We start from the raw sequence: 20,101 nt of genomic DNA on the forward strand, positions 1-20,101 counted from the left end.
GTGGAGGGGAGAGAGCGGGAGGCGGCGTCGACTGTGGCTGGTCAGTGACGTGGCTGGCGTACACTGGCGCGCGTACGCCGTGGCGGACGTACGCTGTGGCTGGCGTGTGGCGTGCGCGATGGTGCAGATGACAGGGTCTGCGTTTCGCACGACGAGCGTTTCGAGGCGTTCCGTGGCGAGACGGCGGCGGCACGCCACGTTCGAGTGGTCCGACCGCGTTCCCAAATAGCTCGCTAAGTGGACAACGTACCGGTCGGTATCGCTCTATTGAGAGTCGTCCCCGTGCGGAGAGCGAAATGCTAACCGGTATCACGGGGGAGTTCGTACCGACCGTCATGCCGACAGTCCGATTCCGCGGCCAGCGAATCGAGTGCGAGCGCGACACGGTGTTGCGCGACGTGTTGCTCGACGCCGACAGTTCGCCGCACAACGGGACGAGCCGGCATCTCAACTGCCGGGGCCGGGCCGCCTGCGGCACGTGCGCCGTCGAGGTCAGCGGCCCGGTGAGCGAGATGGACGACGACGAGCGAAAGCGCCTGTCGCTGCCGCCCCACGGAATCGAGTCCGGGCTTCGACTGTCGTGCCGGACGAAGGTCCGGGACAACGTCGAGGTCGTGAAGCACTCGGGGTTCTGGGGTCAGAGGGTCGAGCAGGACGACGAGGGGGACGCGGGGGACGCGGGGTCGGACTCGGTCGAGTCCGAAGGCGAGAAGTGAGCGGACGAAACGACTAATCGAACGACAGTATCCGTTTTCACAGGAGTTCGTCGACGTCGGCGACCGAATCGAGGACGAAATCCGGCGGCGCGCTCGCCTGCTCGGCGTCCACCTTGGTCGCCACGCCGGTCAGCACCAGCGCCGTCCGCATGCCGGCGCGTTCGCCCATGGCGAGGTCGGTGTCGAGTCGGTCGCCGACGACGAGGCAGTCGCCGGGCGCCGCGTCCAACCGCGCGAGCGCCGCCCGTCCCGCGCGTTCGGAGGGTTTGCCGAGCGTCGCGTCCGGGTCGCGGTCGGCGGCGCCGCCGACCGCGGCGACGATTGCTCCCGACCCCGGCACGGGTCGGTCGACCGCCGGAATCGTCCGGTCGGGGTCGGTCGCGACGAACGTCGCCCCGTCGAGCGCCCAGAGGGCGTCGCGCAGTCGGTCGTAGTCGAACTCGCGGTCTATCGAGGCGACGACCACCTCGGCGGCGTCGGGGTCGGAGGTGAGGTCGATTCCCCGGTCGCGGAGGAGCGCCCGCAGGCCGCGTTCGCCGACGACGAACGTCGGCGAGACGGGGAACTCGGCGGCGAGATAGTCGGCGGTGACCGCGCCACAGGTGAGGATCTCCTCGGGCGCGACCGCGAAGCCGAGTTCGGCCAGCCAGTCGGCGTAGTCGACCGGCGCGCGGGTCGGGTTGTTCGAGAACAGCAACACGTCCCGGCCCGCCTCGCGCAGGCGCTCGACGGCGTCGGCCGCGCCCGGTATCGGTTCGTCGCCGCGGACGAGCGTCCCGTCGACGTCGAGGATTACGTTCCCGAAGGTCACGAACGTATCGACGGGGCGGCGGCGCTTAACCCTCGGGGGCGACGCGCCGACGAACGCCGACGAGGTCGGCGTTCGTCGGCCACCGCTCGCCGGCGATGCGGCGGAAACGGTCAGGAAACGGAAAATTACCGGCCGCCCGCGGTCGCGTGGGTGTCATTCTGTGTCACGAGAACGTACCGGTTAGATTAGCGATAACGCCGGGCTACGAGAAGCGTGGAGTATGTGGGGTCTTTAAGGCGGGATTTACTTACCAACTTCGGGACCGTTTATACCGTTTAATCGCAAGACGTGAACGGATTGCAACAGTCTGAAAGTCACTGCTATCGCCAATCCGTTTTATATCAACCCGGTGTCTGCCTCCAGTTGGCCAATGAGCGTCGAAACGCAATCACCCTCCGACGAACCGGCGACGAGTTCGAAATCCGAGACGACCGAGGAACTGTCGGTCGACCAAGTGTTTCACCTCCTCCAGACGGAGCGACGTCGGAACGCGCTGAAGTACCTCGCCCGCCACGACGGCCCGGTCGAGATGCGCGACATGGCCGAGCAGGTCGCGGCGTGGGAGTACGACACCACGGTCGAGGGGCTGACCTCCGACCAGCGCCAGCGCGTCTACATCGGACTCTACCAGACCCACCTCCCGAAGCTCGACGAGGCAGGCGTCGTCGAGTACAACCAGAGCCGCGGTATCGTCGAACGGACGCCCGCCGCGTCCCAGTTCGACCGGTACCTGGACGACGCGCCCGGCGGCGCGGACGAGGAGTCCGACGACTCCGACGGGCGCGGGTTCGCCGCGCGAGTCGGCGACCGCTGGCAAGCGTGGCGGCGCCGGACCACGCTGTTCGGCGCGGGCGCGCTCACCACGCTCTGGTTCAACCTCGCCCAGTTCGCCTCGTACTCGAACCGAGTGTTGAGCGTCACGATGGGCGCGCTCCTCGTCGCGTTCGCCGGCTTCCAGTACGGCGCGAACCGCTAACCCCGCCGCCCGACCACGACGACCCCCGAACCGCCCGCGCCGCCCGACCGCACGACGGCGCGCGAACGTCCCCGCGAGAAATCGGCGGAAGCCGAATCCACTAAGTGGTGGCCCTGACCACCGTCGAAGACAGGCAGACCTCCAACAAACATGGCGAGACGTAGCAACCGACCGACCGACCGCTCCCTCGCGAAGGTTGCCCTCCTGGCGTGCCTCCTCCTGGCGACCGTCGCATGGGCCCCGGTAGCCGACGCCGCGGCGCGCGACGAGCGCCCGCGGGGTGTGTGGATCACCGGAACGAACCGAAGCGGCGATTCGGTCGTCCGGACGACCAACGCGACCGCGTACGTCTGGCACTCAGAGCGGCACTCGGTCACCGTGGACTTCCACTCTCAGCGAAAGAAGACCACGTACTCCGTGTGTCTGTACGGGCTCTCTAACGGCGAGAAGGGGGACCAAATCGGTTGCGACGTCGCCGAACGGGTCGCCAACGGCACGAACGCCAGCGTCACCGTCGAAGTCCCGAACCGGGAACTCGCCAACGGGAGCGCGCTGGTCGAACTCCGGCCGGCGTTCGCCGACTCGGGTCGGGAACCGCTCGACGTGCGCGTCCTCCGGTATCAGGTGCTCAAACGCACCGCCGACCCGGACGGCGACGGACTCTCCAACGAACGCGAGGTCGAGGAGGGACTGAACTTCTCGAACCCCGACATCGACACGGACGGCCTCCTGGACGGACGGGAAGTGACGGTCTACAAGACCGACCCGAAGAGCCAGGACAGCGACGGCGACGGTCGACCCGACGGCGCGGAGATTCGGGACGGGACCGACCCCACCGCGCCGACGACCACGACCCGGTCCACCCCCAGTTCGACCACGACGGAGTCCGGGACCACGCTCGCCGGTCAGTCGGACGCGATTCGCCGGGTGGCTATCGTCGCGGGCATCGTCATCCTCGGCGGACTCGGCGCGGTCCTCATCTGGCGGCGGGGCGGCGTGCCCGCCGCCGCGTCGGACGACCCGGCGACCGCCGCGCCGCCGTCGGGGCCCGAGCCGACTCGAACGGGCGAGTCGCCCGAGGGTCCCCGACCGCAGCGACCGCCGACGCCGTCCCGGTCGAGTTCCGAGGAGGAGGGAGCAGACGACCCGTCACCGCCGCTCTCCGACGACATCCTCCTCACCGACGAGGACAAGATATACGAACTCGTCTCCGACAACGGCGGCCAGATGAAACAGGCCAAGATCGTCGAGGCGATGGACTGGTCGAAGTCGAAGGTGAGCCGCCTGCTGTCGAAGATGGAGCGCAACGGCCGCGTGAACAAACTCCGAATCGGCCGCGGGAACGTCATCTACCTCGACGGGTCGATTCCGGATGCGGCCCGGAGCACCCACGACGAGGACGCAAACGGCGACGGCCGGGACGACGGCGAAGACGAGTGACCGGACGCGGCGTTCGGACGCGGCGTCCGAACGCCGCGTCCGGCGCGTTCGCGAACGGTACGTTCGCGAACGGAACGACATTTTAGCGACCGTCACGTACCCACTTCCATGACCGCCGGAGTCATCGTGGCGGGCGGACGGTCGACCCGGTTCGGCGACCGAGACAAGGCCGTCGCCGAACTCGCGGGGGTTCCGATGGTCCGTCGGGTCGCCGACCGTATCGAGAGACTGGTCGACGAACTGGTCGTCAACTGCCGGAGCGAGCAGGTGGACTCGTTAGACGATGCGCTGGAGGGGTACGCGCGGCCGGTCCGGTTCGCCGAGGACGAGGAACCCGACCGCGGGCCGATGGCCGGCATCCGGACGGGACTGCGCGCCGCCGAGGAGACGTACGCGTTCGTCGTCGCCTGCGACATGCCGTTCGTCGACCCCGCGCTCGTCGAACACCTCGTCGACCGGGCCGACGGACACGACGCCGCGGTGCCGCGGTTGGACGACCGATGGTTCCAGACCACCCATGCAGTCTACCGCGCCGAACCGATGGCAGCGGCGTGCGAGGACGCGCTCGAACGCGGCGAGCACAAGATACTCGAACCGCTGTTCGAACTCGACTACGTCGTCGTCGACGACGAGGAAGTTCGCCGGCACGGGACCGCCGAGAGCTTCGAGAACGTCAACACGCACGAGGAGTTCGAGGCGGCGGCGGAACGACTGTAATTGGGGTCGGTACCGACCGCCGTTACCGTCAGTCTTCGCTCTCGAGCGGTTCGTCGTCGCCCGCCAGTTCCTCGGGCGACGTCGGTTCGACGTCGGGGTCCGCGCCGAGCGGCCGGACCTGGACGTTCGTCACCTTGTACTGGGGAATCTTGCTCGTCGGGTCGAACTCCTCCTTGGTCAGCGTGTTGACCGCGCCGTGGACGAAGTGCATCGGGATGAACAGCACGTCCGGTCCGGACGTCTCCTCGACGTTGGCCCGCACGACGATTTCGCCCTGGCTGGACTCGACGGCGACGTACTCGCCGTCGGAGACGCCGAGTCGTCTGGCCGCCTCCGGGTGGACGGTGACGAAGCTCTCGGGCACCTGCTGCATCGACGCTCGCGCGCGGCGGGTCATCGACCCCGTGTGCCAGTGGTAGAGCACGCGTCCGGTGGTGAGCGTGAACGGGAACTCCTCGGTCGGCGTGGGGTAGCGCTCCTCGGCGAGTTCGGCCGGCACGAACCGGGCCTTCCCGTCGTCGAAGTTGAACTCCTCCTCGTAGAGGTACGGCGTTCCGGGGTGGTCCTCGTCCCAGCACGGCCACTGGATGCCGTCTTCGCGCGCTTCGAGGCGGTCGTACGTGACCCCACCGTAGATGGGTGCGAGGTCGTTTATCTCGTCCATCACGTCGGCGGGACCGTCGTAGTTCCAGTCGAAGCCCATCCGGCCGGCGAGGTCCTGGAGGATGGCGGCGTCGGTGCGGGCCTCGCCGGGCGACTCGACGGCGGGCCGGACGAGTTGAATCCGGCGCTCGGTGTTCGTGGCCGTGCCGTACTTCTCGGCCATCGACGCCGCCGGCAGCACCACGTCAGCGAACTTCGCCGTCTCGGTCATGAACAGCTCCTGGACCACGAGGAAGTCCAGCGCCTCCAGCGCCTCGTCGGCGTGGCTGATGTCGGGTTCGGATATCGCGGGGTTCTCGCCGACGATGTACATCCCGCGCAGGTCGGTGTTGCCCGGAGTGTAGCCCTCCTCGGCGCTCGGGTCGTCGGTCCCCCGCTCGTGCTCGTCGGCGGCGTCGTCGCCGCCGTACGCGTCGCTTCCCTCCCCGCCGGAGACGGTTCGTTCGACGCCCGGGACGGCGCTGAACATCTCGGTGATGCGGAGGCCGACCCGGTCGGGCGGCCGGACGCCCCACGCGTCCTCGAACTTGTCGAGCACGTCTGGGTCGTCGACCGGCTGATAGCCGGGCAGGTTGTTGGGAATCGGCCCCATGTCCCCGCCGCCGCCCTGGACGTTGTTCTGGCCCCGGAACGGCGACAGCCCCGAGCGGGGTTTGCCGAGGTGCCCGCAGACCAGCGCCAGGTTCGCGATGGCGAGCGCGTTGTGGGTGCCGTGGGCGTGCTGGGTCAGCCCCATCGCCCAGCCGTAGACGCAAGTGTCGGCCGCCGCGATGGTTTCGGCCGCGCGCGTGAGCTGGTCGGGTGGCACGTCGGTCACGTCCTCGACCAGTTCGGGGGTGTAGGGCTCGACGGCCGCCTTCAGGTCCTCGAAGTGCTTCGTCCGCTCCTCGACGAACCGCTCGTCGTAGAGGTCCTCCTCGACGATGTGGCGAATCAGCCCGTTGAGCCAGACTACGTCGGTGCCGGGCCTGGTGCGGGCGTACTGGTCGGCGTGCTCGGCGATGGTCATCTTCCGCGGGTCGAAGACGAACAGGTCGGCGCCGTCCCGGACGTTCTGGACGATGCGCGTCGCCAGCACCGGGTGGGTTTCGGTGGTGTTCGACCCAGTGATGAGATAGCAGTCGGTTTCGCCGATGTCCTCGTTGATGCGGTTGGTCATCGCGCCGAAGCCGACCGTCTGCTTGAGCGCCGCGACCGTCGAGGAGTGACACAGCCGGGTGCAGTTGTCGACGTGGGGCGTCCCCAACACCTGCCTGGCGAACTTCTGGGCGAGGAAGTTCTCCTCGTTGGTCGCCTTCGAGGAGGAGGTCACCGCCAGCGAGTCGGCGCCGTGCTCGTCGCGAATCTCGCCCAGTCGCTCGGCGACGCGGTCCAGCGCCTCGTCCCACGACGCCTCGCGGAACTCGCCGTCCTCCTTCACCAGCGGCGTCGTCAGTCGTTCGTCGGAGTCGACGAAGTCGTAGCCGAACTTCCCCTTCACGCAGGTCGAGAAGTCGTTGGCCGGCGTCTGCTCGGGGTCGGCCGGCCTGACGCCCAGCACCTCCTCGCCCTTGCCGTAGAGGTCGAACCGACAGCCGACCCCGCAGTAGGTGCAGGTGGTGTCCGCCACCGTGATGTTGCGTTTTCGCGCGCCGGCGACGCCCTGAGCCACGTCGAAGAGTTGGCCGACGGTCATCGACTTCTCGGCGACCCCCTCCGCCGACTGCTCGACCGCCTTGAGCGCCCCGTCTGTCGCCCGCTTCGAGACGTCCGACGCTCGCCGCTTGGCCTTCGCCATGAACGCCGCGACGCCCGAGAGTTCCTCGCCGTCGGCCGCGGTCGGTGCGCCGGCCCCGGCGCCGTCGCGGCCCTCCCCGGGCACGTCGCGGTTCGGCGCTTCGGCCGTGTCGGCCGTCTCCACGGGGTCTTCCTCCTTGACCGTCCCGATGGAGTTCTTCTGCGTGAACCCCGGCAACGGGATGGTGGTCGCGTCGGTCAACCCGTCCTCGACCAGCGACCCGGTCGGACAGACCGTCACGCAGTGGCCGCAGGAGATGCAGGTCGACTCGTCCATCGACTCGGCCTCGGGCTTCTGGAAGTCGACGTGGATGTCGTCGCCCTTCCCGGACATCCGGAGGACGCCCGCGTTCTGGACGTCGTTGCAGGCCTCGACGCACCGGTTGCAGAGGATGCACTTGTTGCGGTCGATCTGGATGACCGACGTGCTGTCGATGGGGGCGTACTCGTCGCGCTCGTCGAACACGCCGTAGCGGGGCTGGTTGACCCCGTGGTCGATGGCGGTGTCCTGGAGTTCGCACCGGCCGTTCTGGCCGCAGGTCGTACACCGCAGGTTGTGGTTCGCCAGCACGAGGTCGAGGTTGACGTCCCGGGCCTCCTCGGCGTCGGGCGCGTCGGTGCGCACTTCCAGGCCGTCCTCGGCGGGGAAACTACAGGCGGGGACGACCCCGTGCTCGTCCGTCTCGACCATGCAGGTCCGACAGGTACCCCGCGGCCCGATGTTGTCGCTCTGCTCGGTGTCGCGGTCGTAGTAGCACAGCGCCGGCACGTCGGACTCGACGTCGACCGTCTCGATGGCGTCGACGAGCGTCGACCCCGGCGAGACAGCAACGGGGTTGCCGTCTATCGTCACGGTCGCCATCTCCCCGCCGTCGAGGCCGACGTCGGGGTCGTTGGCCGTCCCCGTCCGGAAGTCATCGGTCAGCGGCGTGCTCGACCGCGGGTCCTCGACGTCCGGGACGCCGGGCGTCGCCTCGGTCGGCCCGTGCTCGGTCGGGCCGGGCGGGTCGTCCATGCTCACGGCTCGCTCACCTCGCAGGCGCCGGTCGGACAGCGGCCGTCTGCGTGGGCCTCGAACTCGGTTTCGAACCGGTCGAGGGCCGTCCCGACGCTCCGGGCGGCCGACTGACCGAAGTGGCAGATGCTCGAACTCCGCATCGTACGGGCAAGTTCGCGTATCATGTCGTCGTCGTAGTCTCCGTCGTAGACGCCGCGGAGCAGGTCGAGGACCTGCTTGGACCCCTCGCGGCAGGGGAAACACCGGCCGCAGTTCTCCTCGCTGGCGAACCGGGCGCGCTCGCCGACGGTCGCCACCGCGCAACGGTCCTCGCCGAGTAGTTCGACCGCGCCCTCGGTGCCGAGGTCGGCGCCGGTCAGCGCCGGCGCGCTCACGCCGCGGTCGAGCGACCGGGTGAAGCCGCCGAACTGCCCGCCGACGCACGCCATCTTGACTCGACCCGCCGCGTCGACCGCGTCCCGGACGGCGGCCAGCGACCCGCCGGTCGGCAACTCGACTGTCGCCGGCGTCTCGACGTCGCCGGCGACCGTGAAGACCCGCGTCCCGGGGTCGGCGTCCGCGGGGTCGAACGCGTCGGGGTCGAGGAGCGCCCGCCGCACCTGCGCGAACGTCCGCGGCGTGTGGACGACGGTCGGTCGACCGTACAGGCCGTGTCGTCCCGGGCCGGGCGGGCGAAGTCGGGCTTCGAGTCGGTCGTTGCCCTCCAGCGCCTCCAGCGCCATCGTGAACTCTCCGGCGATGTACTCGTCGGGGCCGGCCACGACCTGCGGCGGGTCGTCACCGCCCACGGTCGCTTCGTCGTCACCTCGCTCGCCGAACGCATCGGTGACGGCGGCCGCCGCGCGTCGAGTCCGCCGGCGGGCGAGGTCGTCGACCTCGTTCGTGTACACGACGACGTCGCTCGGTTTCGCGCCGACGACGGCGGCGACGGCGAGCGCCCCGTCGAGCACCGCCGCCGGCGCGCCGCCAAGTAGCGTGCGGTCGGTTTCGTTGCGGCGGTCGCTCTCGTTGGCGTTCACCACCACGACCGGGTCGCCCGGCGTCTCGCGGACGGTGGTCAGGCCGTCGGCGACGGCCGCGTCCTGGCTAGCGTCGCCCCGCCCCCTGCCCAGCAGTCCGACGGTTTCGAGTTGCTCGAGCGCCGCGGTCGGGTCCTCGCGCGCGAGCGACGCGGCCGCCGCGTCGGCCGCGACTTCGCTCTCGGGGTCGACCCAGCCGCACCGTCCGAGAACGCGTCGGGTGCCGACCGCCAGCGGTCCGTCCGGTGGGGTCGGCAGCGTCTCGGCGTCGGGGTCGTGGTCGACGACCCACGTCGCGTCCTCGTCGCCGACGTCGCCCGACTCGGCGCGTTCGACGAGCGTGCGCGCCCGTTCGGGCGACGCTCGCGGGTGGTACGCCGTCCGGCCCTCCTGCGTGACGAGAACGAGCGGTTCGAGCGCCCTGACGCCGGTCGACCCGACTTCGAGCACCGCCGCCTCCTCGGCGGTGGTTCGAGCGGCCTGGAGGGTCCGTCGCCCCCGTTCGCGTCGAGGCGGTTCGCCGTCGGCGCTCGCGTCGTTCGACCGCGACCCGTCGCTCGGCGGTTCGTCGGGGCCGACCGTGACGCGGACTACGGTCGAATCGCCCTCGGAGTTGCCCCGGAACATGCAAATCCCGTAGAAAGTCGTGAACGACGGTGGAAAGCGTTGTGGCCACGGCGGGGCGTCGTCTCCGGTCGCCCGATGCGGTCGGCCGATTTGGCCCTTCGTCCGTCGCCGACCGCCGCGACTTTATATGGGGTCGGTTCCCGGTTCGCGCTCGGGGTTGGGCTCCCCGTCGTCGCTTTCGCCGGACCGTCGCCGCGTCGCGCGTCGGTACGTCCGCGTGAGGGGTGCCTGCTTCCGCCACGCCCAGAACGCGGCCCCGCCGGCCGCCGCGAGCAGTGCGGCCGCTCCGGCGAGCGTTCGGACGCGGTTCGACGAGACGCTTAACTGGTCCATACGGGACGTTGGCTCGCGATGAAACGTAGGAGTTCGGTCCGATTCCAGTCTCTCGGCCGGTCCTGACCAGCGGTTCGCGGACCGGCGAGTGGGTACGAATGCGACGTGTCCGAGAACGACGTGCAGAGAATTAGCCCACGCTGTCGAAAGTGAAGTGCCGAAGTTAGATGGCTGGGGAGTTGACGGCCCCAGGCTCCGGTCGGCGAGGCCGACCGGAGAGGAGGTGGGCCAACGCGGATTTGAACCGCGAACCTCCCGGTTATCAGCCGAGCGCTCAACCTGATTGAGCTATTGGCCCAGGCGAGCGCATTTTCCGATTGCCCCCTCGGAGGTTTAAGAGTTTCCTTTCACCCCGGCTTCGGTACGCCCTCACGCGGTTAACGGCCCGAATTCGGGGTCGGTCAGTCTTCCTTCTCGTCGTCGAACTCGATGTCGTAGGCGTCGTCGTCCACGCGGTAGGTGTCCTCGGACCTGGCGCGCGACCGCCCCGAAGCGTCGGCCGCCGTTCCGCCGGCGGTCGCGTCTTCGGGGTTCGGGAAGCCGAAGGTGTAGAGGTTGCCCGAGGCCAGTCCGCCGGTCTTCTCGTCGAGGTAGGGCTTGACGACCCACTTCTGGACCGCCTCGCGCACGAGGATGCGCGAGGGCGGGAACGCGAGCAGGAAGCCGACGGTGTCGGTGACCAGCCCCGGCGTCAGCAGGAACGCGCCCGCCGCGATGAGCAGCGCCCCGTCGGTGAGTTCGTCGGCGGGCACCTCGCCCTCCGCAAGCGTGCGCTGGAGTTTTCTGACGGTGTGGCGACCCTCGGCCCGGACGAACAGCGTCCCGACCAGCGCGGTCAGCACCACGAGCGCGACCGTGAGCGCGGCCCCGAGCTGTGACGCCACGTAGACGAGGAACAGCGCGTCGAGCAGCGGGATGAGCAGCAGGCCCAACAGGAGGCGTTTCACCATCGTTCTTGTCCCGTCTAGCGGTCCCGAGGCTAAAACGCTTTAGGTGCCGAGAGGTTCCGCGGCGAGAATTAGCGCGTCGGAGTTGACGCCGGGCGTCAGTCGGCCGACGCCCCGACCGCACCGCCGAGTGCCCCGAAGGCGAGCGGGTAGACCGCGCCGGCCAGCAGCACCGCCGTCACGAGGTCGGGCGCGATGGCGGCCTCGGTGTTGCCGATGGAGTGCGAGACGGTGAACGCGACTCCCGCCGAGAGCGGGAGATAGCCCAGGACGATAGTCGCCCCTGCCGTCGCGCCGTCGCGGGAGTCGCGGGCGGGCGACTCGCCCGCCCGCGCTACGAGCCACCCCGCAATCGCCAGGAGGAACGGCGCGAGCGCCAGCAGGAGGATCGAACCGCCGCCCTCGGCGGTCACGAAGTTCTCCGTCCGGGTTCCGCCCGCGACGGTCGGAATCTCCGTGGCGACAAAGTGGGCGTTCAGGAAGAGCCAGGCGACGCCCTTCCAGGCCGGCACCGCCTCGCCGCCGAGAAGTCGGGAGACGAAGCCGATGCCCGCCAGGGCCTCGCGGACCGCGTCGGCCTGCCAGACGTAGACGACCAGGTAGCCGAGTAACCACGTCGAGACGCCCGCGAGCGCGCCGCGGGCGTACGGAAGCGGCGCGTCGCCGACGGACGCCGACCGACGTTGCGTGACTGACATGAGCGAGGGCACCGACCGACGCGACGAGTACCTTGTGGCCGAACGGGGTCAGAGCGACGCGTTCGAGAACGCGAATTAACACCGAACCGACGTGAGAGGGGATCGTTCAGTAGATTCAAAGGCGAGGGAGAACAACTAGCGACACGATGATTCTACGCGACGTTCGCCTGCTTGACGGGACCGGGGAGGTCTACGAGGACGCGGCGTTGCAGTTCGACCCTGAGTCGGGGCGCATCGGGGCGGTCGGCGACGCCGACCCCGGCCCCGAGGAGGCCGTCTACGACCTCCGGGGGAAGACGCTGGTGCCCGGTCTGGTGGACGCCCACGTCCACTTCTCGCTGTCCGGCGAGGCGAGCGTGGCCGACGTCGTCGACATGAGCGAGGGCGAACTGATGCTGGTCGAGGCGCGCAACGCCCGCCGGACGCTGGAAGCCGGCGTCACGGGCGTCCGGGCGATGGGGGCGAAGGACCTCGACGTGATACTCGCCGAGCGCGTCGCCCGCGGCGACGTGCCCGGCCCGCGGATGGTCGCCAACTGCCGCTCCATCACCATCACGGGCGGCCACGGCCACCACCTCGGCCGCGAAGTCGACGGGCCGACCGAGTGCCGGAAGGCGGTCCGCGAGCAGGTCAAGCGCGGCGCCCGGTTCATCAAGTTCATGGCGACCGGCGGGGTGACGACGCCCGGTACCGACCCCGAGAGCCCCGCGTTCACCCCCGAGGAAACCGACGCGCTGGTCGACGAGGCCCACCGCCGCGGCGCCCACGTCGCGACCCACGCCCACGGCGCGGAGGGTGTCAAGCAGGCCGTTCGCGCCGGAGTCGACACGGTCGAACACGGCACCTTCCTCGACGAGGAGGCCGTCGACCTGCTGGTCACCGAGGACGTCGCGCTGGTGCCGACCCTCTCGGCGCCGTACCGCATCGTCCGCAACGCCGACCACGCGACCGAAGAGAGCCTCCGGAAGTCGAGCGACGTCTACGAGCGCCACATCGAGTCGTTCCGGCGCGCGGTCGAGGCGGGCGTCGACATCGTCGGCGGCACCGACGCGGGGACGCCGTTCAACTACCACGGCACGAACGCGACGGAACTGTCGTTCATGGTCGAACACGGCATGGACCCGATGGACGCGGTGGTCGCGATGACCGGACGGGCCGCCGACGAAATCGGACTGGCGGACGCGGGCGTGCTTCGGCCGGGCGCGCACGCCGACTTCCTCGTCCTCGACGAGGACCCCCTCGCGAACATTTCGACCGTTCGCGACCCCGAGGCGGTCGTGAAGGGCGGAGAGGTCGTCTCCGGACGGTCGTTAGACAGAGTCTCCGAGGAGTAGCCTTCGGCCGCTTCAGTGCGTGAACACCAGTACTCTGTCGGACTCCCGGACGACGCACAATGGTCCGTCGGGTCGATTGAATTGATTCCTCCGGCGCTCGGATATCAGGAGTTCGGCGAACGCCTCCTCGCAGGCCGGACAGTCGAGGCCCTTGCGATTCTCCCAGAGTTGCGTGTCGCCGGTGTCCCTGTGGAGTTTCAGCGCGTTCCGGACGGCGTGGACGTCGAAGCGCTCCGTCTCGTCGTGTTCGCTCATCTGTTTCGTTCCCACGCTTCGCGGCCGACGGTATAACGATGGTAGTCGTCGACCCGGTCGCCCATCTGCACCCGGTTCCGCAGGCGACCCTCGTACTCTCCGCCGTACTCGGCGACGTACTTCTCGATGGCCCGGCGGGATCTCTCGTTGCCGGCGTTACAACCCGCTTCGACGATTTCGAGGTCGAGGCGGTCGAAGGCGAGTTCGAAGAACGCCCCGGCGCGTTCGCCCGAGTACCCCCAGCCCCAGAACGGCCGCCGGAGGACGAGTCCGAGTCGCGCGACCCGGCGGTCCTACTCGCAGTGGAGCGTGGCGTAGCCCGCGAGTTCGTCGGCTCGCGGTTCGCCGTCTCCGAGACGGTCGGCGGTTTCACCGCCTCCGGTTCGTCGGTCCTCCGACCCGACGCGCACGACGTACTCCGCGGCCCGGCCGTCGCGCCAGTTGGACTCGGCCGAGTCGATGCGGTCGCGGGCCTCATTCGGCGTTCGGTATGGTTCCTGGGGAACGTACTCGAAGACCGCCGGGTCGACCGCGCCGTCCGCGAACGCCCCGTAGAAGGCGAGGACGTCGACGTTCTCGTGACAGAGACGTTCGAACCGAAGTCGGTCGGTTTCGAACGTCGCGGGGAACAGTTCAGTCACGGCCCGTCTCCCACTCCTCCCGGGTGACGGTGTAGCGGCGCACGTCGACCGGACCGTCCGGGTACACCTCGAAGTTCCGGAGCGTGCCCTCGCACCGACCGCCCGCGCGCTCGACATACTTCTCGATGGCCCGCCGGGACTTCTCGTTGCCGACGGCGTGGGTGACCGAGACGACTTCGAGGTCGAGGCGGTCGAACGCCAGTTCCATCAGCGCCGCGGCGCGCTCGCCAGAGTAGCCCCGGCCCCAGAACGGTTTACGGAGCCAAGTGCCGAGGTCCGCGCTCCGGCGGTCCCACTCGAAGTGGAGACCGGCCGCGCCGGCGAACTCGCCCGCTTGCGGTTCGCCCTCCCTCGGGCGAATCGCGTAGGTCGCGTCCTCGTGGGCGTCCCACGACTCCTCGACCGTCCGCACGAAGTCGGCGGTCTCCTTCGGCGTCTCGTGGGGCTTCCACGTGAGATACTCGGTGAGTTCCTCGATGTCGGGGTTGTGGTGCGAGCAGTGTTCGTACAGCGCCAGCACGTCGACGTTCCGGGCCGAGAGCCGTTCGAGTTGCAGACGCTCGGTTTCGATTCGCTCCGGGAACATGTCGCCGACGACGGAAGCGGGGGCGAAAAGCGTTGTCCGCTTGCGTCACCCGGTGGCAGGCGGTCGCGTCCGGAGAACCGCGAAACCCTCGAACCGTCGAAATCGTCGCGTCACAGGAGGCTCCCTATCGCGGGCCGGAGCGCCCACTGGACCTTCCGCCCGGCGCCTTTTAGGTAGTGTTTCGTGCTCCGGTAGAGGGGCTGGCGGCGGCCGTATATCTCGGCGTCGCCGTCCTCGATGGCGGCCACCACCCGGTCGCCGTCGAGGTCGGCCTTCGAGGAGACGCCGTCGACGGTGAGTTCGGTGTACGCCCGGCCGAGGAACCGCGCGGAGTGGGCGTCGCTGGCGGCGACGCCGGGGTAGTCGTTCCGCGCCGCGAACCGCCTGGCGCGGCGGTTCCGGTAGCCGGTGAACAGCCAGGAGTTGAACACCTCGATGGCGTCGCACACGCGTATCTTGTGCTTGCGAACCCCGTGGCGCGTCCGCTGGAACGGGTGGGGGACGACGGCGGCGCCGCCCAGTTCGCGGATGCGCTCGACCGTCTCGACGAACGGGCGGTGGGGTTCGGGGCGTTCCTCGACGCCGATGGCGAGCAGGTGGCCCGCGGCGGTCGAAACCTCGACGCCGGGGATGCCGAGCAGGCCGTACTCGGAGGCGAGTTCGGCCGCCCGGAGCGACTCGTCTATCTCGTCGTGGTCGGTGACGACGATGCCGTCGAGGCCGACCTCGCTCGCCTGTTCGAGGAGGAGTTCGACCGGTTCGTGGCCGTCGTAGGAGCCTTCCGAGTGGACGTGGGGGTCGATGGTGACGGTGACCTCGCCGGCCATGGATGTCCGAGGATAGGCCCACAATACCAAAAGTTCCGGCGGCCGAAACGGAGGACGACCGCGATGGCCCGGAACGTCGCCCTGGAGGCCGAGGAGTGGTACGTGCTCTGCAACTGGCTTCGCGAGCGGGAGAACCGCCTGATGTACGCGCTTCGGCCTCGGTCGGCCGAGTGGGAGTTCATCCACGGGACGCGCCGGCGCATTGAGGACTCGCTCGCCGACGCCGAGAAGACCGGCGCCGAAGGGACCGACGCCGCCGAGGAAACCGGCGGCGAACTCCGGACGGTTGCGCTCTCGGACGCGCAGTTCGCCGGACTGGTGTCGTACCTTCGGCGGCGGTCACTGGTCCTCCGGTTCCTGCCGTGGCGCTACCGGGAGCGCCGGGACGTCGTCCACCTGCGGCGTCACCTGCTCGACGCGGCGGTTCGCGTCTCGGCCGACGGTGCTCGGTCGGGCGCGCGAACCGACTCGGCCTGAAGTCCGTCGCCCGAGCGCGGTGCTCCGCAACCACTAAACGCCGCTCGCACCTACCTCCCTCCAATGACCGACTGGACCGAGAAGTACCGGCCCTCCACCCTCTCGGAGGTCCGCGGGAACAACAAGGCCCGCGACAAACTGAAGGAGTGGGCCGAGACGTGGGACGAGCACGGCGAGGCCGTCATCGTCCACGGGAGCCCCGGTGTGGGCAAGACCTCCGCGGCCCACGCGCTGGCCAACGACATGGGCTGGCCGACCATCGAACTGAACGCCAGCGACCAGCGCACCGCCTCGGTGGTCGAGCGCACCGCGGGCGAGGCCGCAAAGAGCGGCACCCTCACCGGCGGCGGCGCGGGCCGACGACTCGTCATCATGGACGAGGCCGACAACCTCCACGGCAACGTCGACCGGGGCGGGTCGCGGGCCATCACGGGCGTCGTCAAGGACGCCGGCCAGCCGATGGTGCTCATCGCCAACGAGTTCTACGACATGTCGAACACGCTCCGAAACGCCTGCGAAACCATCGAGTTCCGGGACGTCTCCGCCCGGTCCATCGTGCCCGCGCTCCGGCACATCTGCAACGAGGAGGGCATCGAGTACGAGAAGGCGGCGCTGAAGGCCGTCGCCGACAAGAACAGCGGCGACCTGCGGTCGGCGGTCAACGACCTCCAAGCCATCGCCGAAACCAGCGAGCGACTCACCGAGGAAGACGTCGACGTCACCGGCGAGCGCGACAGCACCAGCGGCATCTTCGACTTCCTCGACGCGCTGTTCAAGGAAGAGGACGCCCGGGGGGCGCTCCGGGAGTCCTACGACGTCGACGAGACGCCCGACGACCTGATCAACTGGGTCGAGGACAACGTCCCGAAGGACTACGAGGGCGCGGAACTCGCCGCGGCCTACGACTTCCTGGCGAACGGCGACAAGTGGCTCGGGCGGGTGCGGGCCTCCCAGAACTACTCGTACTGGCGCTACGCGGGCGACAACATCGCTGCCGGCGTCGCCGCGGCCCGCGGGGGCGAGAAGGGCGGGTGGACCCGGTACGGCCCGCCGAGCTACTGGCGGAAACTCGGCAGTTCGAAGGGCAATCGCAACAAGCGCGACTACATCGCCCGGAAGATCGCCGAGCGAGACGGCGTGAGCATGTCGACCGCCCGTAGGGAGATACTACCCTTCCTCGCGGCGATGACCCACCACTGCAAGAACCGCGAACTGACCGTGGCGATGGCCGCCACCTACGACCTCGAGGAGGAACACGTCTCGTTCGTCACCGGAAGCGGCAAGACCACCAACAAGGTCCAGAACGTCGTGGCCGACGCCGAGGAACTCAAGGAGAAAGAGGCGGTCGAACACTCGGGCGGCGCGTTCGACGGCGCGAAGGCTTCCGAACCGGGCGTCGATGAAAACGGGGAGGACGGGGAGGCCGCGGAGGCCGAAGCGTCGGCGGGGACCGACGAGGAGGACGCGAGCGCCGGCGGAGACGACGACGGCGACGACGAGGCCCAATCGGGCCTCACCGACTTCGCCTGACCGTCGCCGGTCGGTCGCGCGACCCCGCGGCGCGAGCGCCGCGGGGTCGCGCGGCCGGAGCGGAGTTTACCGCGACGGCCAGACCAGTATCTCGCCGTCCGAGCGAACTCGCACGTCGTGGCCCTCGTACTCGAACGTCACGCTCGTCTTCGAATCGCTCTCGCGCATCGAGACGACGTACTCGTGGAGCGCGTCGGGGTCCATGTACTCGTAGAGCGGTGCGAGTTCCGTCATCGGCGCACCCGTCGCCCGCGAGACCGCACACGCGACCGCCGAATCGAGCGTGTCGGTGTCCGACCAGTCCGTGTGCACTCGCAGTGGTGTCTCGCGTTCGTACTCCGCCGTGCGTCTCGTGCGTCTTTCTACTTTTGACATGCTATCTCGCCACTCGCGTCTTCTTCGGCGACGGCCATCAACCCCCCAAACGCTGAAAGCCGATTACCGGGCCTGCGTGCGGTTTGGGACCGAATTAACCCGAGTTCAGAATCGAACCGGTGGCGTAACGCGAGGTAAGCACCGCCGGGAGTCGAGTAGCGTCGGATTGACGCTCGGTAACGCGGCGTGGAACGTCGACAGGGACGATAGGACGACCCAAAACAGCGCAACCCCTTTTTCGGTCGGCGACGGATGGACGAACAGATGGGGGTGCGACAGTCCGAGCGTGTCGCCATCGCCGTGGTCCTCTGTCTGACCGCGGCGTTCGGCACGGCCAGCGGTGCGACGGCGGGTCAGCCGACCGCTCAGGCTCAGGCCCAGGGTGTGACGCCAGACACCGTCGTCATGCAGGTCGAGGTCCACGAGAACGGGTCTGCGACCTGGGACATCGCCTACCGGACGCGCCTCGACGACCCGGAGACGGCCGCCGCGTTCAGAGGGCTGAAAGCCGACATCGAGAACAACTCCTCGCAGCACACCAAGCAGTTCGTCCGCCGGATGCGCGACACCATCGCCGGGGCCGAGCGCGCGACCGGCCGCGAGATGAACGGGACGAACTTCAGCGTCGACGCCGAGATTCGCGAGTTCCCCCAGCGGTACGGCGTGGTCACCTACTCGTTCCGCTGGAAGGGGTTCGCCGCGGTCGACGGGAACGATATCCGGGTCGGCGACGCGCTCTCGGGGCTGATCCTGAACGAGAAGACCCGACTGCTCATCTCGTGGCCCGAGAGGTACGAGGCGACCACGATTCGACCCTCGCCCGACGAGAAGCGCGAAACCGCCGCGGTGTGGACCGGGCCGACCGAGTTCGCCGGCGACGAACCGCGACTCGTGCTCGACGGGCCGGGAATCGGCCCGTTCGACCTCCCGATGTGGGCCGTCGCCGCGGTCGTTGGCGTCACCACCGCGGCGCTGGCCGGCGTCGGCGGTCTGTGGCTGTACCGCCGCCGGGACGCCGACGCTCCCGTGCACGACGAACCCGACGACCCCGACCTCCCCGAGGAACTGCTGAGCAACGAGGAGCGCGTGCTCCGACTCCTCGAACGCCGGGGCGGCCGGGTCAAGCAGAAGGCGGTCGTGAACGAACTCGGCTGGACGGAGGCGAAGACCAGCCAGGTCGTCGGCCAACTCCGCGAACAGGGCGAGATAGAGAGCTTCCGTCTCGGCCGGGAGAACGTCCTCGCGCTGGCGCAGGAGGAGCATAATGCCTGAATCGGCGTTAAATCGGATTAATCCGGATACAGTAACGGCGGCTTATTCCCGTTCGAGCGCGTCGAAACGGGTGATGAAAGCCGCTGCCCTCACCCTCCTCGGGGCCGTCGCGGTCGCCCTCGTCGTCTTCTCCGCCCCCGTCGCGGCAGACGCGGGGGGACCGCCGCTGGTTCCGAGTCAGAACGCGACCGTGAACGAAACGCCGGACGAGGACCCGTCCGTCGACGAGACGGTCGGCGAGCGACCGTCAACTCCGGAGACGCCGCCGACCGAACGCCGCGCCCCCACCGAGAGCACCCCGTCCGACGACGCGCCGTCCGACGGCGACGACTCCAACGACGCCGGCGAACCGGACGCGATTCAGGACGGGACGACCACCGCGACGTCCAACGGCGAGTCGGACGTCGCCCCGGGCCAACAGCTCGCGGGAGCGGTCGGTGCACAGGGGGCCGCCGTCCAGGGCGAACTCTGGAACCGGACGCTCTCGGAGCGACTGGCGAGCGCCTCCACGCCCGACGAGCGCGCGCAGGTGCTGGCCGACGAGGTCGAAACCATCCGCGAGTACGTCGACGCGCTCGAATCCGTCCGCGAGAACCTGACCTCGGCGTGGGAGCGTGACCGGATTTCGGAGGGGGAGTTCAGGGCGTCGCTGTCGACGTTCGTCGTCCGCGCCCGCACGGTCGAGCGGCGGGCCAACCGGACCGCCGCGGCGGTCGCCGAACTCCCCCGCGACGTCCGTAGCGAGTACGGCCTGAGCGTGGCCGAGGTCCGGAACCTCTCGGTGCGCGCTCACCAACTGTACCAGTTCGAGGACGAGACGGCCCAGCAGGTGGTCGAGGAGACGCTTCGCAACCGGAGTCGGCTGGCCGAAGCCGCGCCGGGGTCCGAACGGAACGCCGGGCCGTAGTCGAAGGACCGTCGCCGCGCCGAACTGCCGTCGAACCGCGCAGGCGGGTCGCCGCCCACGCGGTCGAGTCACCGCCTTCGCGGCCGGGTCGCCGTCCGTCGGACGGCGACCCGGCCGCGTTCGTTTTCGAGTCCGGACGACCGTCTAGGTGGACTT

Annotated in this window: 20 protein-coding genes, 1 tRNA gene and 1 pseudogene; 9 read left to right on the forward strand and 13 right to left on the reverse strand. The window is 69.3% G+C overall.

Translation table 11 applies throughout. The annotated features are described in order from the left end of the window. The first annotated feature begins 335 nt into the window (after positions 1-335). On the forward strand, positions 336-716 hold the full coding sequence (locus NGM07_RS06760) for a 2Fe-2S iron-sulfur cluster-binding protein (RefSeq protein WP_253518687.1): 381 nt from the start codon (positions 336-338) through the stop codon (positions 714-716). 37 nt (positions 717-753) lie between these two features. Here NGM07_RS06760 and NGM07_RS06765 read toward each other — a convergent pair whose 3' ends face one another. After that, on the reverse strand, positions 754-1,527 hold the full coding sequence (locus NGM07_RS06765) for an HAD-IIA family hydrolase (RefSeq protein WP_253518689.1): 774 nt from the start codon (positions 1,525-1,527) through the stop codon (positions 754-756). A 370-nt stretch (positions 1,528-1,897) separates the two neighbouring features. Between NGM07_RS06765 and NGM07_RS06770 the strand changes: the two genes are divergently transcribed. From NGM07_RS06770 to NGM07_RS06780, 3 genes are all read left to right on the forward strand, one after another. Then, positions 1,898-2,503 carry a DUF7344 domain-containing protein gene (locus tag NGM07_RS06770; protein WP_253518691.1) on the forward strand — a complete coding sequence of 202 codons (606 nt, stop codon included), beginning with the start codon at positions 1,898-1,900 and terminating at the stop codon, positions 2,501-2,503. A 150-nt stretch (positions 2,504-2,653) separates the two neighbouring features. Beyond that, complete coding sequence (locus NGM07_RS06775) at positions 2,654-3,943, forward strand: helix-turn-helix transcriptional regulator (protein ID WP_253518692.1); 1,290 nt, start codon at positions 2,654-2,656, stop codon at positions 3,941-3,943. 108 nt (positions 3,944-4,051) lie between these two features. Next, the gene (locus NGM07_RS06780; RefSeq protein WP_253518694.1) at positions 4,052-4,660 is read left to right on the forward strand and encodes a molybdenum cofactor guanylyltransferase; all 609 of its coding nucleotides are present in this window, start codon (positions 4,052-4,054) and stop codon (positions 4,658-4,660) included. A gap of 28 nt (positions 4,661-4,688) precedes the next feature. Here NGM07_RS06780 and NGM07_RS06785 read toward each other — a convergent pair whose 3' ends face one another. The 6 genes from NGM07_RS06785 to NGM07_RS06810 all read right to left on the reverse strand — a co-directional run bounded on the left by NGM07_RS06785 (position 4,689) and on the right by NGM07_RS06810 (position 11,741). Next, positions 4,689-8,114 (reverse strand): molybdopterin-dependent oxidoreductase, encoded by a 3,426-nt coding sequence (locus NGM07_RS06785; protein WP_253520160.1) that lies wholly within the window; start codon positions 8,112-8,114, stop codon positions 4,689-4,691. Positions 8,115-8,116: 2 nt separating this feature from the next. After that, a complete protein-coding gene (locus tag NGM07_RS06790) occupies positions 8,117-9,763 on the reverse strand; it encodes an NADH-ubiquinone oxidoreductase-F iron-sulfur binding region domain-containing protein (RefSeq protein WP_253518695.1) in 1,647 nt (548 codons plus the stop codon). A 123-nt stretch (positions 9,764-9,886) separates the two neighbouring features. After that, a complete protein-coding gene (locus NGM07_RS06795) occupies positions 9,887-10,096 on the reverse strand; it encodes a hypothetical protein (protein ID WP_253518697.1) in 210 nt (69 codons plus the stop codon). A gap of 224 nt (positions 10,097-10,320) precedes the next feature. Next, positions 10,321-10,394, reverse strand: a tRNA-Ile gene (locus NGM07_RS06800). A 103-nt stretch (positions 10,395-10,497) separates the two neighbouring features. Next, positions 10,498-11,046, reverse strand: coding sequence for an FxsA family protein (locus tag NGM07_RS06805; protein WP_253518700.1), 549 nt, complete (start codon positions 11,044-11,046; stop codon positions 10,498-10,500). 95 nt (positions 11,047-11,141) lie between these two features. Further along, complete coding sequence (locus NGM07_RS06810; protein WP_253518703.1) at positions 11,142-11,741, reverse strand: DUF7978 family protein; 600 nt, start codon at positions 11,739-11,741, stop codon at positions 11,142-11,144. Positions 11,742-11,887: 146 nt separating this feature from the next. Between NGM07_RS06810 and NGM07_RS06815 the strand changes: the two genes are divergently transcribed. Then, positions 11,888-13,075, forward strand: coding sequence for a metal-dependent hydrolase family protein (locus NGM07_RS06815; RefSeq protein ID WP_253518704.1), 1,188 nt, complete (start codon positions 11,888-11,890; stop codon positions 13,073-13,075). Positions 13,076-13,087: 12 nt separating this feature from the next. Here NGM07_RS06815 and NGM07_RS06820 read toward each other — a convergent pair whose 3' ends face one another. The 5 genes and pseudogenes from NGM07_RS06820 to NGM07_RS06840 form a co-directional block, all read right to left on the reverse strand. After that, positions 13,088-13,330 carry a DUF7385 family protein gene (locus tag NGM07_RS06820; RefSeq protein WP_253518707.1) on the reverse strand — a complete coding sequence of 81 codons (243 nt, stop codon included), beginning with the start codon at positions 13,328-13,330 and terminating at the stop codon, positions 13,088-13,090. Next, a pseudogene (locus NGM07_RS06825) lies at positions 13,327-13,599 on the reverse strand (GNAT family N-acetyltransferase); the annotation flags it as partial. The gene NGM07_RS06820 and the pseudogene NGM07_RS06825, both read right to left, overlap by 4 nt. Before the next feature lie 24 nt (positions 13,600-13,623). Continuing rightward, positions 13,624-13,971: a GNAT family N-acetyltransferase gene (locus tag NGM07_RS06830; protein WP_253518710.1), complete on the reverse strand. Its 348-nt coding sequence runs from the start codon at positions 13,969-13,971 to the stop codon at positions 13,624-13,626. Next, positions 13,964-14,557, reverse strand: coding sequence for a GNAT family N-acetyltransferase (locus tag NGM07_RS06835; RefSeq protein ID WP_253518713.1), 594 nt, complete (start codon positions 14,555-14,557; stop codon positions 13,964-13,966). Before NGM07_RS06835 ends, NGM07_RS06830 begins: the two co-directional genes overlap by 8 nt. 110 nt (positions 14,558-14,667) lie before the next feature. After that, positions 14,668-15,384: a CehA/McbA family metallohydrolase gene (locus NGM07_RS06840; protein ID WP_253518715.1), complete on the reverse strand. Its 717-nt coding sequence runs from the start codon at positions 15,382-15,384 to the stop codon at positions 14,668-14,670. Between the two features lie 63 nt (positions 15,385-15,447). Between NGM07_RS06840 and NGM07_RS06845 the strand changes: the two genes are divergently transcribed. Together NGM07_RS06845 and NGM07_RS06850 are read left to right on the forward strand one after the other, a co-directional pair. Beyond that, the gene (locus NGM07_RS06845; protein WP_253518717.1) at positions 15,448-15,861 is read left to right on the forward strand and encodes a hypothetical protein; all 414 of its coding nucleotides are present in this window, start codon (positions 15,448-15,450) and stop codon (positions 15,859-15,861) included. Between the two features lie 63 nt (positions 15,862-15,924). Next, on the forward strand, positions 15,925-17,391 hold the full coding sequence (locus tag NGM07_RS06850) for a replication factor C large subunit (protein ID WP_253518719.1): 1,467 nt from the start codon (positions 15,925-15,927) through the stop codon (positions 17,389-17,391). Between the two features lie 66 nt (positions 17,392-17,457). Here NGM07_RS06850 and NGM07_RS06855 read toward each other — a convergent pair whose 3' ends face one another. After that, the gene (locus NGM07_RS06855; RefSeq protein WP_253518721.1) at positions 17,458-17,766 is read right to left on the reverse strand and encodes a HalOD1 output domain-containing protein; all 309 of its coding nucleotides are present in this window, start codon (positions 17,764-17,766) and stop codon (positions 17,458-17,460) included. Positions 17,767-18,030: 264 nt separating this feature from the next. On the opposite strand from NGM07_RS06855, the gene NGM07_RS06860 reads away from it, so the two are divergent. Continuing rightward, positions 18,031-19,038, forward strand: coding sequence for a helix-turn-helix transcriptional regulator (locus tag NGM07_RS06860; protein ID WP_253518722.1), 1,008 nt, complete (start codon positions 18,031-18,033; stop codon positions 19,036-19,038). A gap of 73 nt (positions 19,039-19,111) precedes the next feature. Next, complete coding sequence (locus NGM07_RS06865; RefSeq protein ID WP_253518724.1) at positions 19,112-19,945, forward strand: hypothetical protein; 834 nt, start codon at positions 19,112-19,114, stop codon at positions 19,943-19,945. Positions 19,946-20,101: the final 156 nt, after the last annotated feature.

This window comes from Halorussus vallis (assembly GCF_024138165.1).
GTDB lineage: Archaea > Halobacteriota > Halobacteria > Halobacteriales > Haladaptataceae > Halorussus > Halorussus vallis.

Excerpts from the sequence above, each read along its gene's own strand:
- NGM07_RS06780 (WP_253518694.1), top strand. The coding sequence starts at position 4,052 with ATGACCGCCGGAGTCATCGTGGCGGGCGGACGGTCGACCCGGTTCGGC.
- NGM07_RS06790 (WP_253518695.1), bottom strand. The coding sequence starts at position 9,763 with ATGTTCCGGGGCAACTCCGAGGGCGATTCGACCGTAGTCCGCGTCACG.
- NGM07_RS06795 (WP_253518697.1), bottom strand. The coding sequence starts at position 10,096 with ATGGACCAGTTAAGCGTCTCGTCGAACCGCGTCCGAACGCTCGCCGGA.
- NGM07_RS06805 (WP_253518700.1), bottom strand. The coding sequence starts at position 11,046 with ATGGTGAAACGCCTCCTGTTGGGCCTGCTGCTCATCCCGCTGCTCGAC.
- NGM07_RS06835 (WP_253518713.1), bottom strand. The coding sequence starts at position 14,557 with ATGTTCCCGGAGCGAATCGAAACCGAGCGTCTGCAACTCGAACGGCTC.
- NGM07_RS06775 (WP_253518692.1), top strand. The coding sequence starts at position 2,654 with ATGGCGAGACGTAGCAACCGACCGACCGACCGCTCCCTCGCGAAGGTT.
- NGM07_RS06865 (WP_253518724.1), top strand. The coding sequence starts at position 19,112 with ATGAAAGCCGCTGCCCTCACCCTCCTCGGGGCCGTCGCGGTCGCCCTC.
- NGM07_RS06855 (WP_253518721.1), bottom strand. The coding sequence starts at position 17,766 with ATGTCAAAAGTAGAAAGACGCACGAGACGCACGGCGGAGTACGAACGC.
- NGM07_RS06845 (WP_253518717.1), top strand. The coding sequence starts at position 15,448 with ATGGCCCGGAACGTCGCCCTGGAGGCCGAGGAGTGGTACGTGCTCTGC.
- NGM07_RS06840 (WP_253518715.1), bottom strand. The coding sequence starts at position 15,384 with ATGGCCGGCGAGGTCACCGTCACCATCGACCCCCACGTCCACTCGGAA.
- NGM07_RS06760 (WP_253518687.1), top strand. The coding sequence starts at position 336 with ATGCCGACAGTCCGATTCCGCGGCCAGCGAATCGAGTGCGAGCGCGAC.
- NGM07_RS06815 (WP_253518704.1), top strand. The coding sequence starts at position 11,888 with ATGATTCTACGCGACGTTCGCCTGCTTGACGGGACCGGGGAGGTCTAC.
- NGM07_RS06850 (WP_253518719.1), top strand. The coding sequence starts at position 15,925 with ATGACCGACTGGACCGAGAAGTACCGGCCCTCCACCCTCTCGGAGGTC.
- NGM07_RS06810 (WP_253518703.1), bottom strand. The coding sequence starts at position 11,741 with ATGTCAGTCACGCAACGTCGGTCGGCGTCCGTCGGCGACGCGCCGCTT.
- NGM07_RS06820 (WP_253518707.1), bottom strand. The coding sequence starts at position 13,330 with ATGAGCGAACACGACGAGACGGAGCGCTTCGACGTCCACGCCGTCCGG.
- NGM07_RS06770 (WP_253518691.1), top strand. The coding sequence starts at position 1,898 with ATGAGCGTCGAAACGCAATCACCCTCCGACGAACCGGCGACGAGTTCG.
- NGM07_RS06785 (WP_253520160.1), bottom strand. The coding sequence starts at position 8,114 with ATGGACGACCCGCCCGGCCCGACCGAGCACGGGCCGACCGAGGCGACG.
- NGM07_RS06860 (WP_253518722.1), top strand. The coding sequence starts at position 18,031 with ATGGGGGTGCGACAGTCCGAGCGTGTCGCCATCGCCGTGGTCCTCTGT.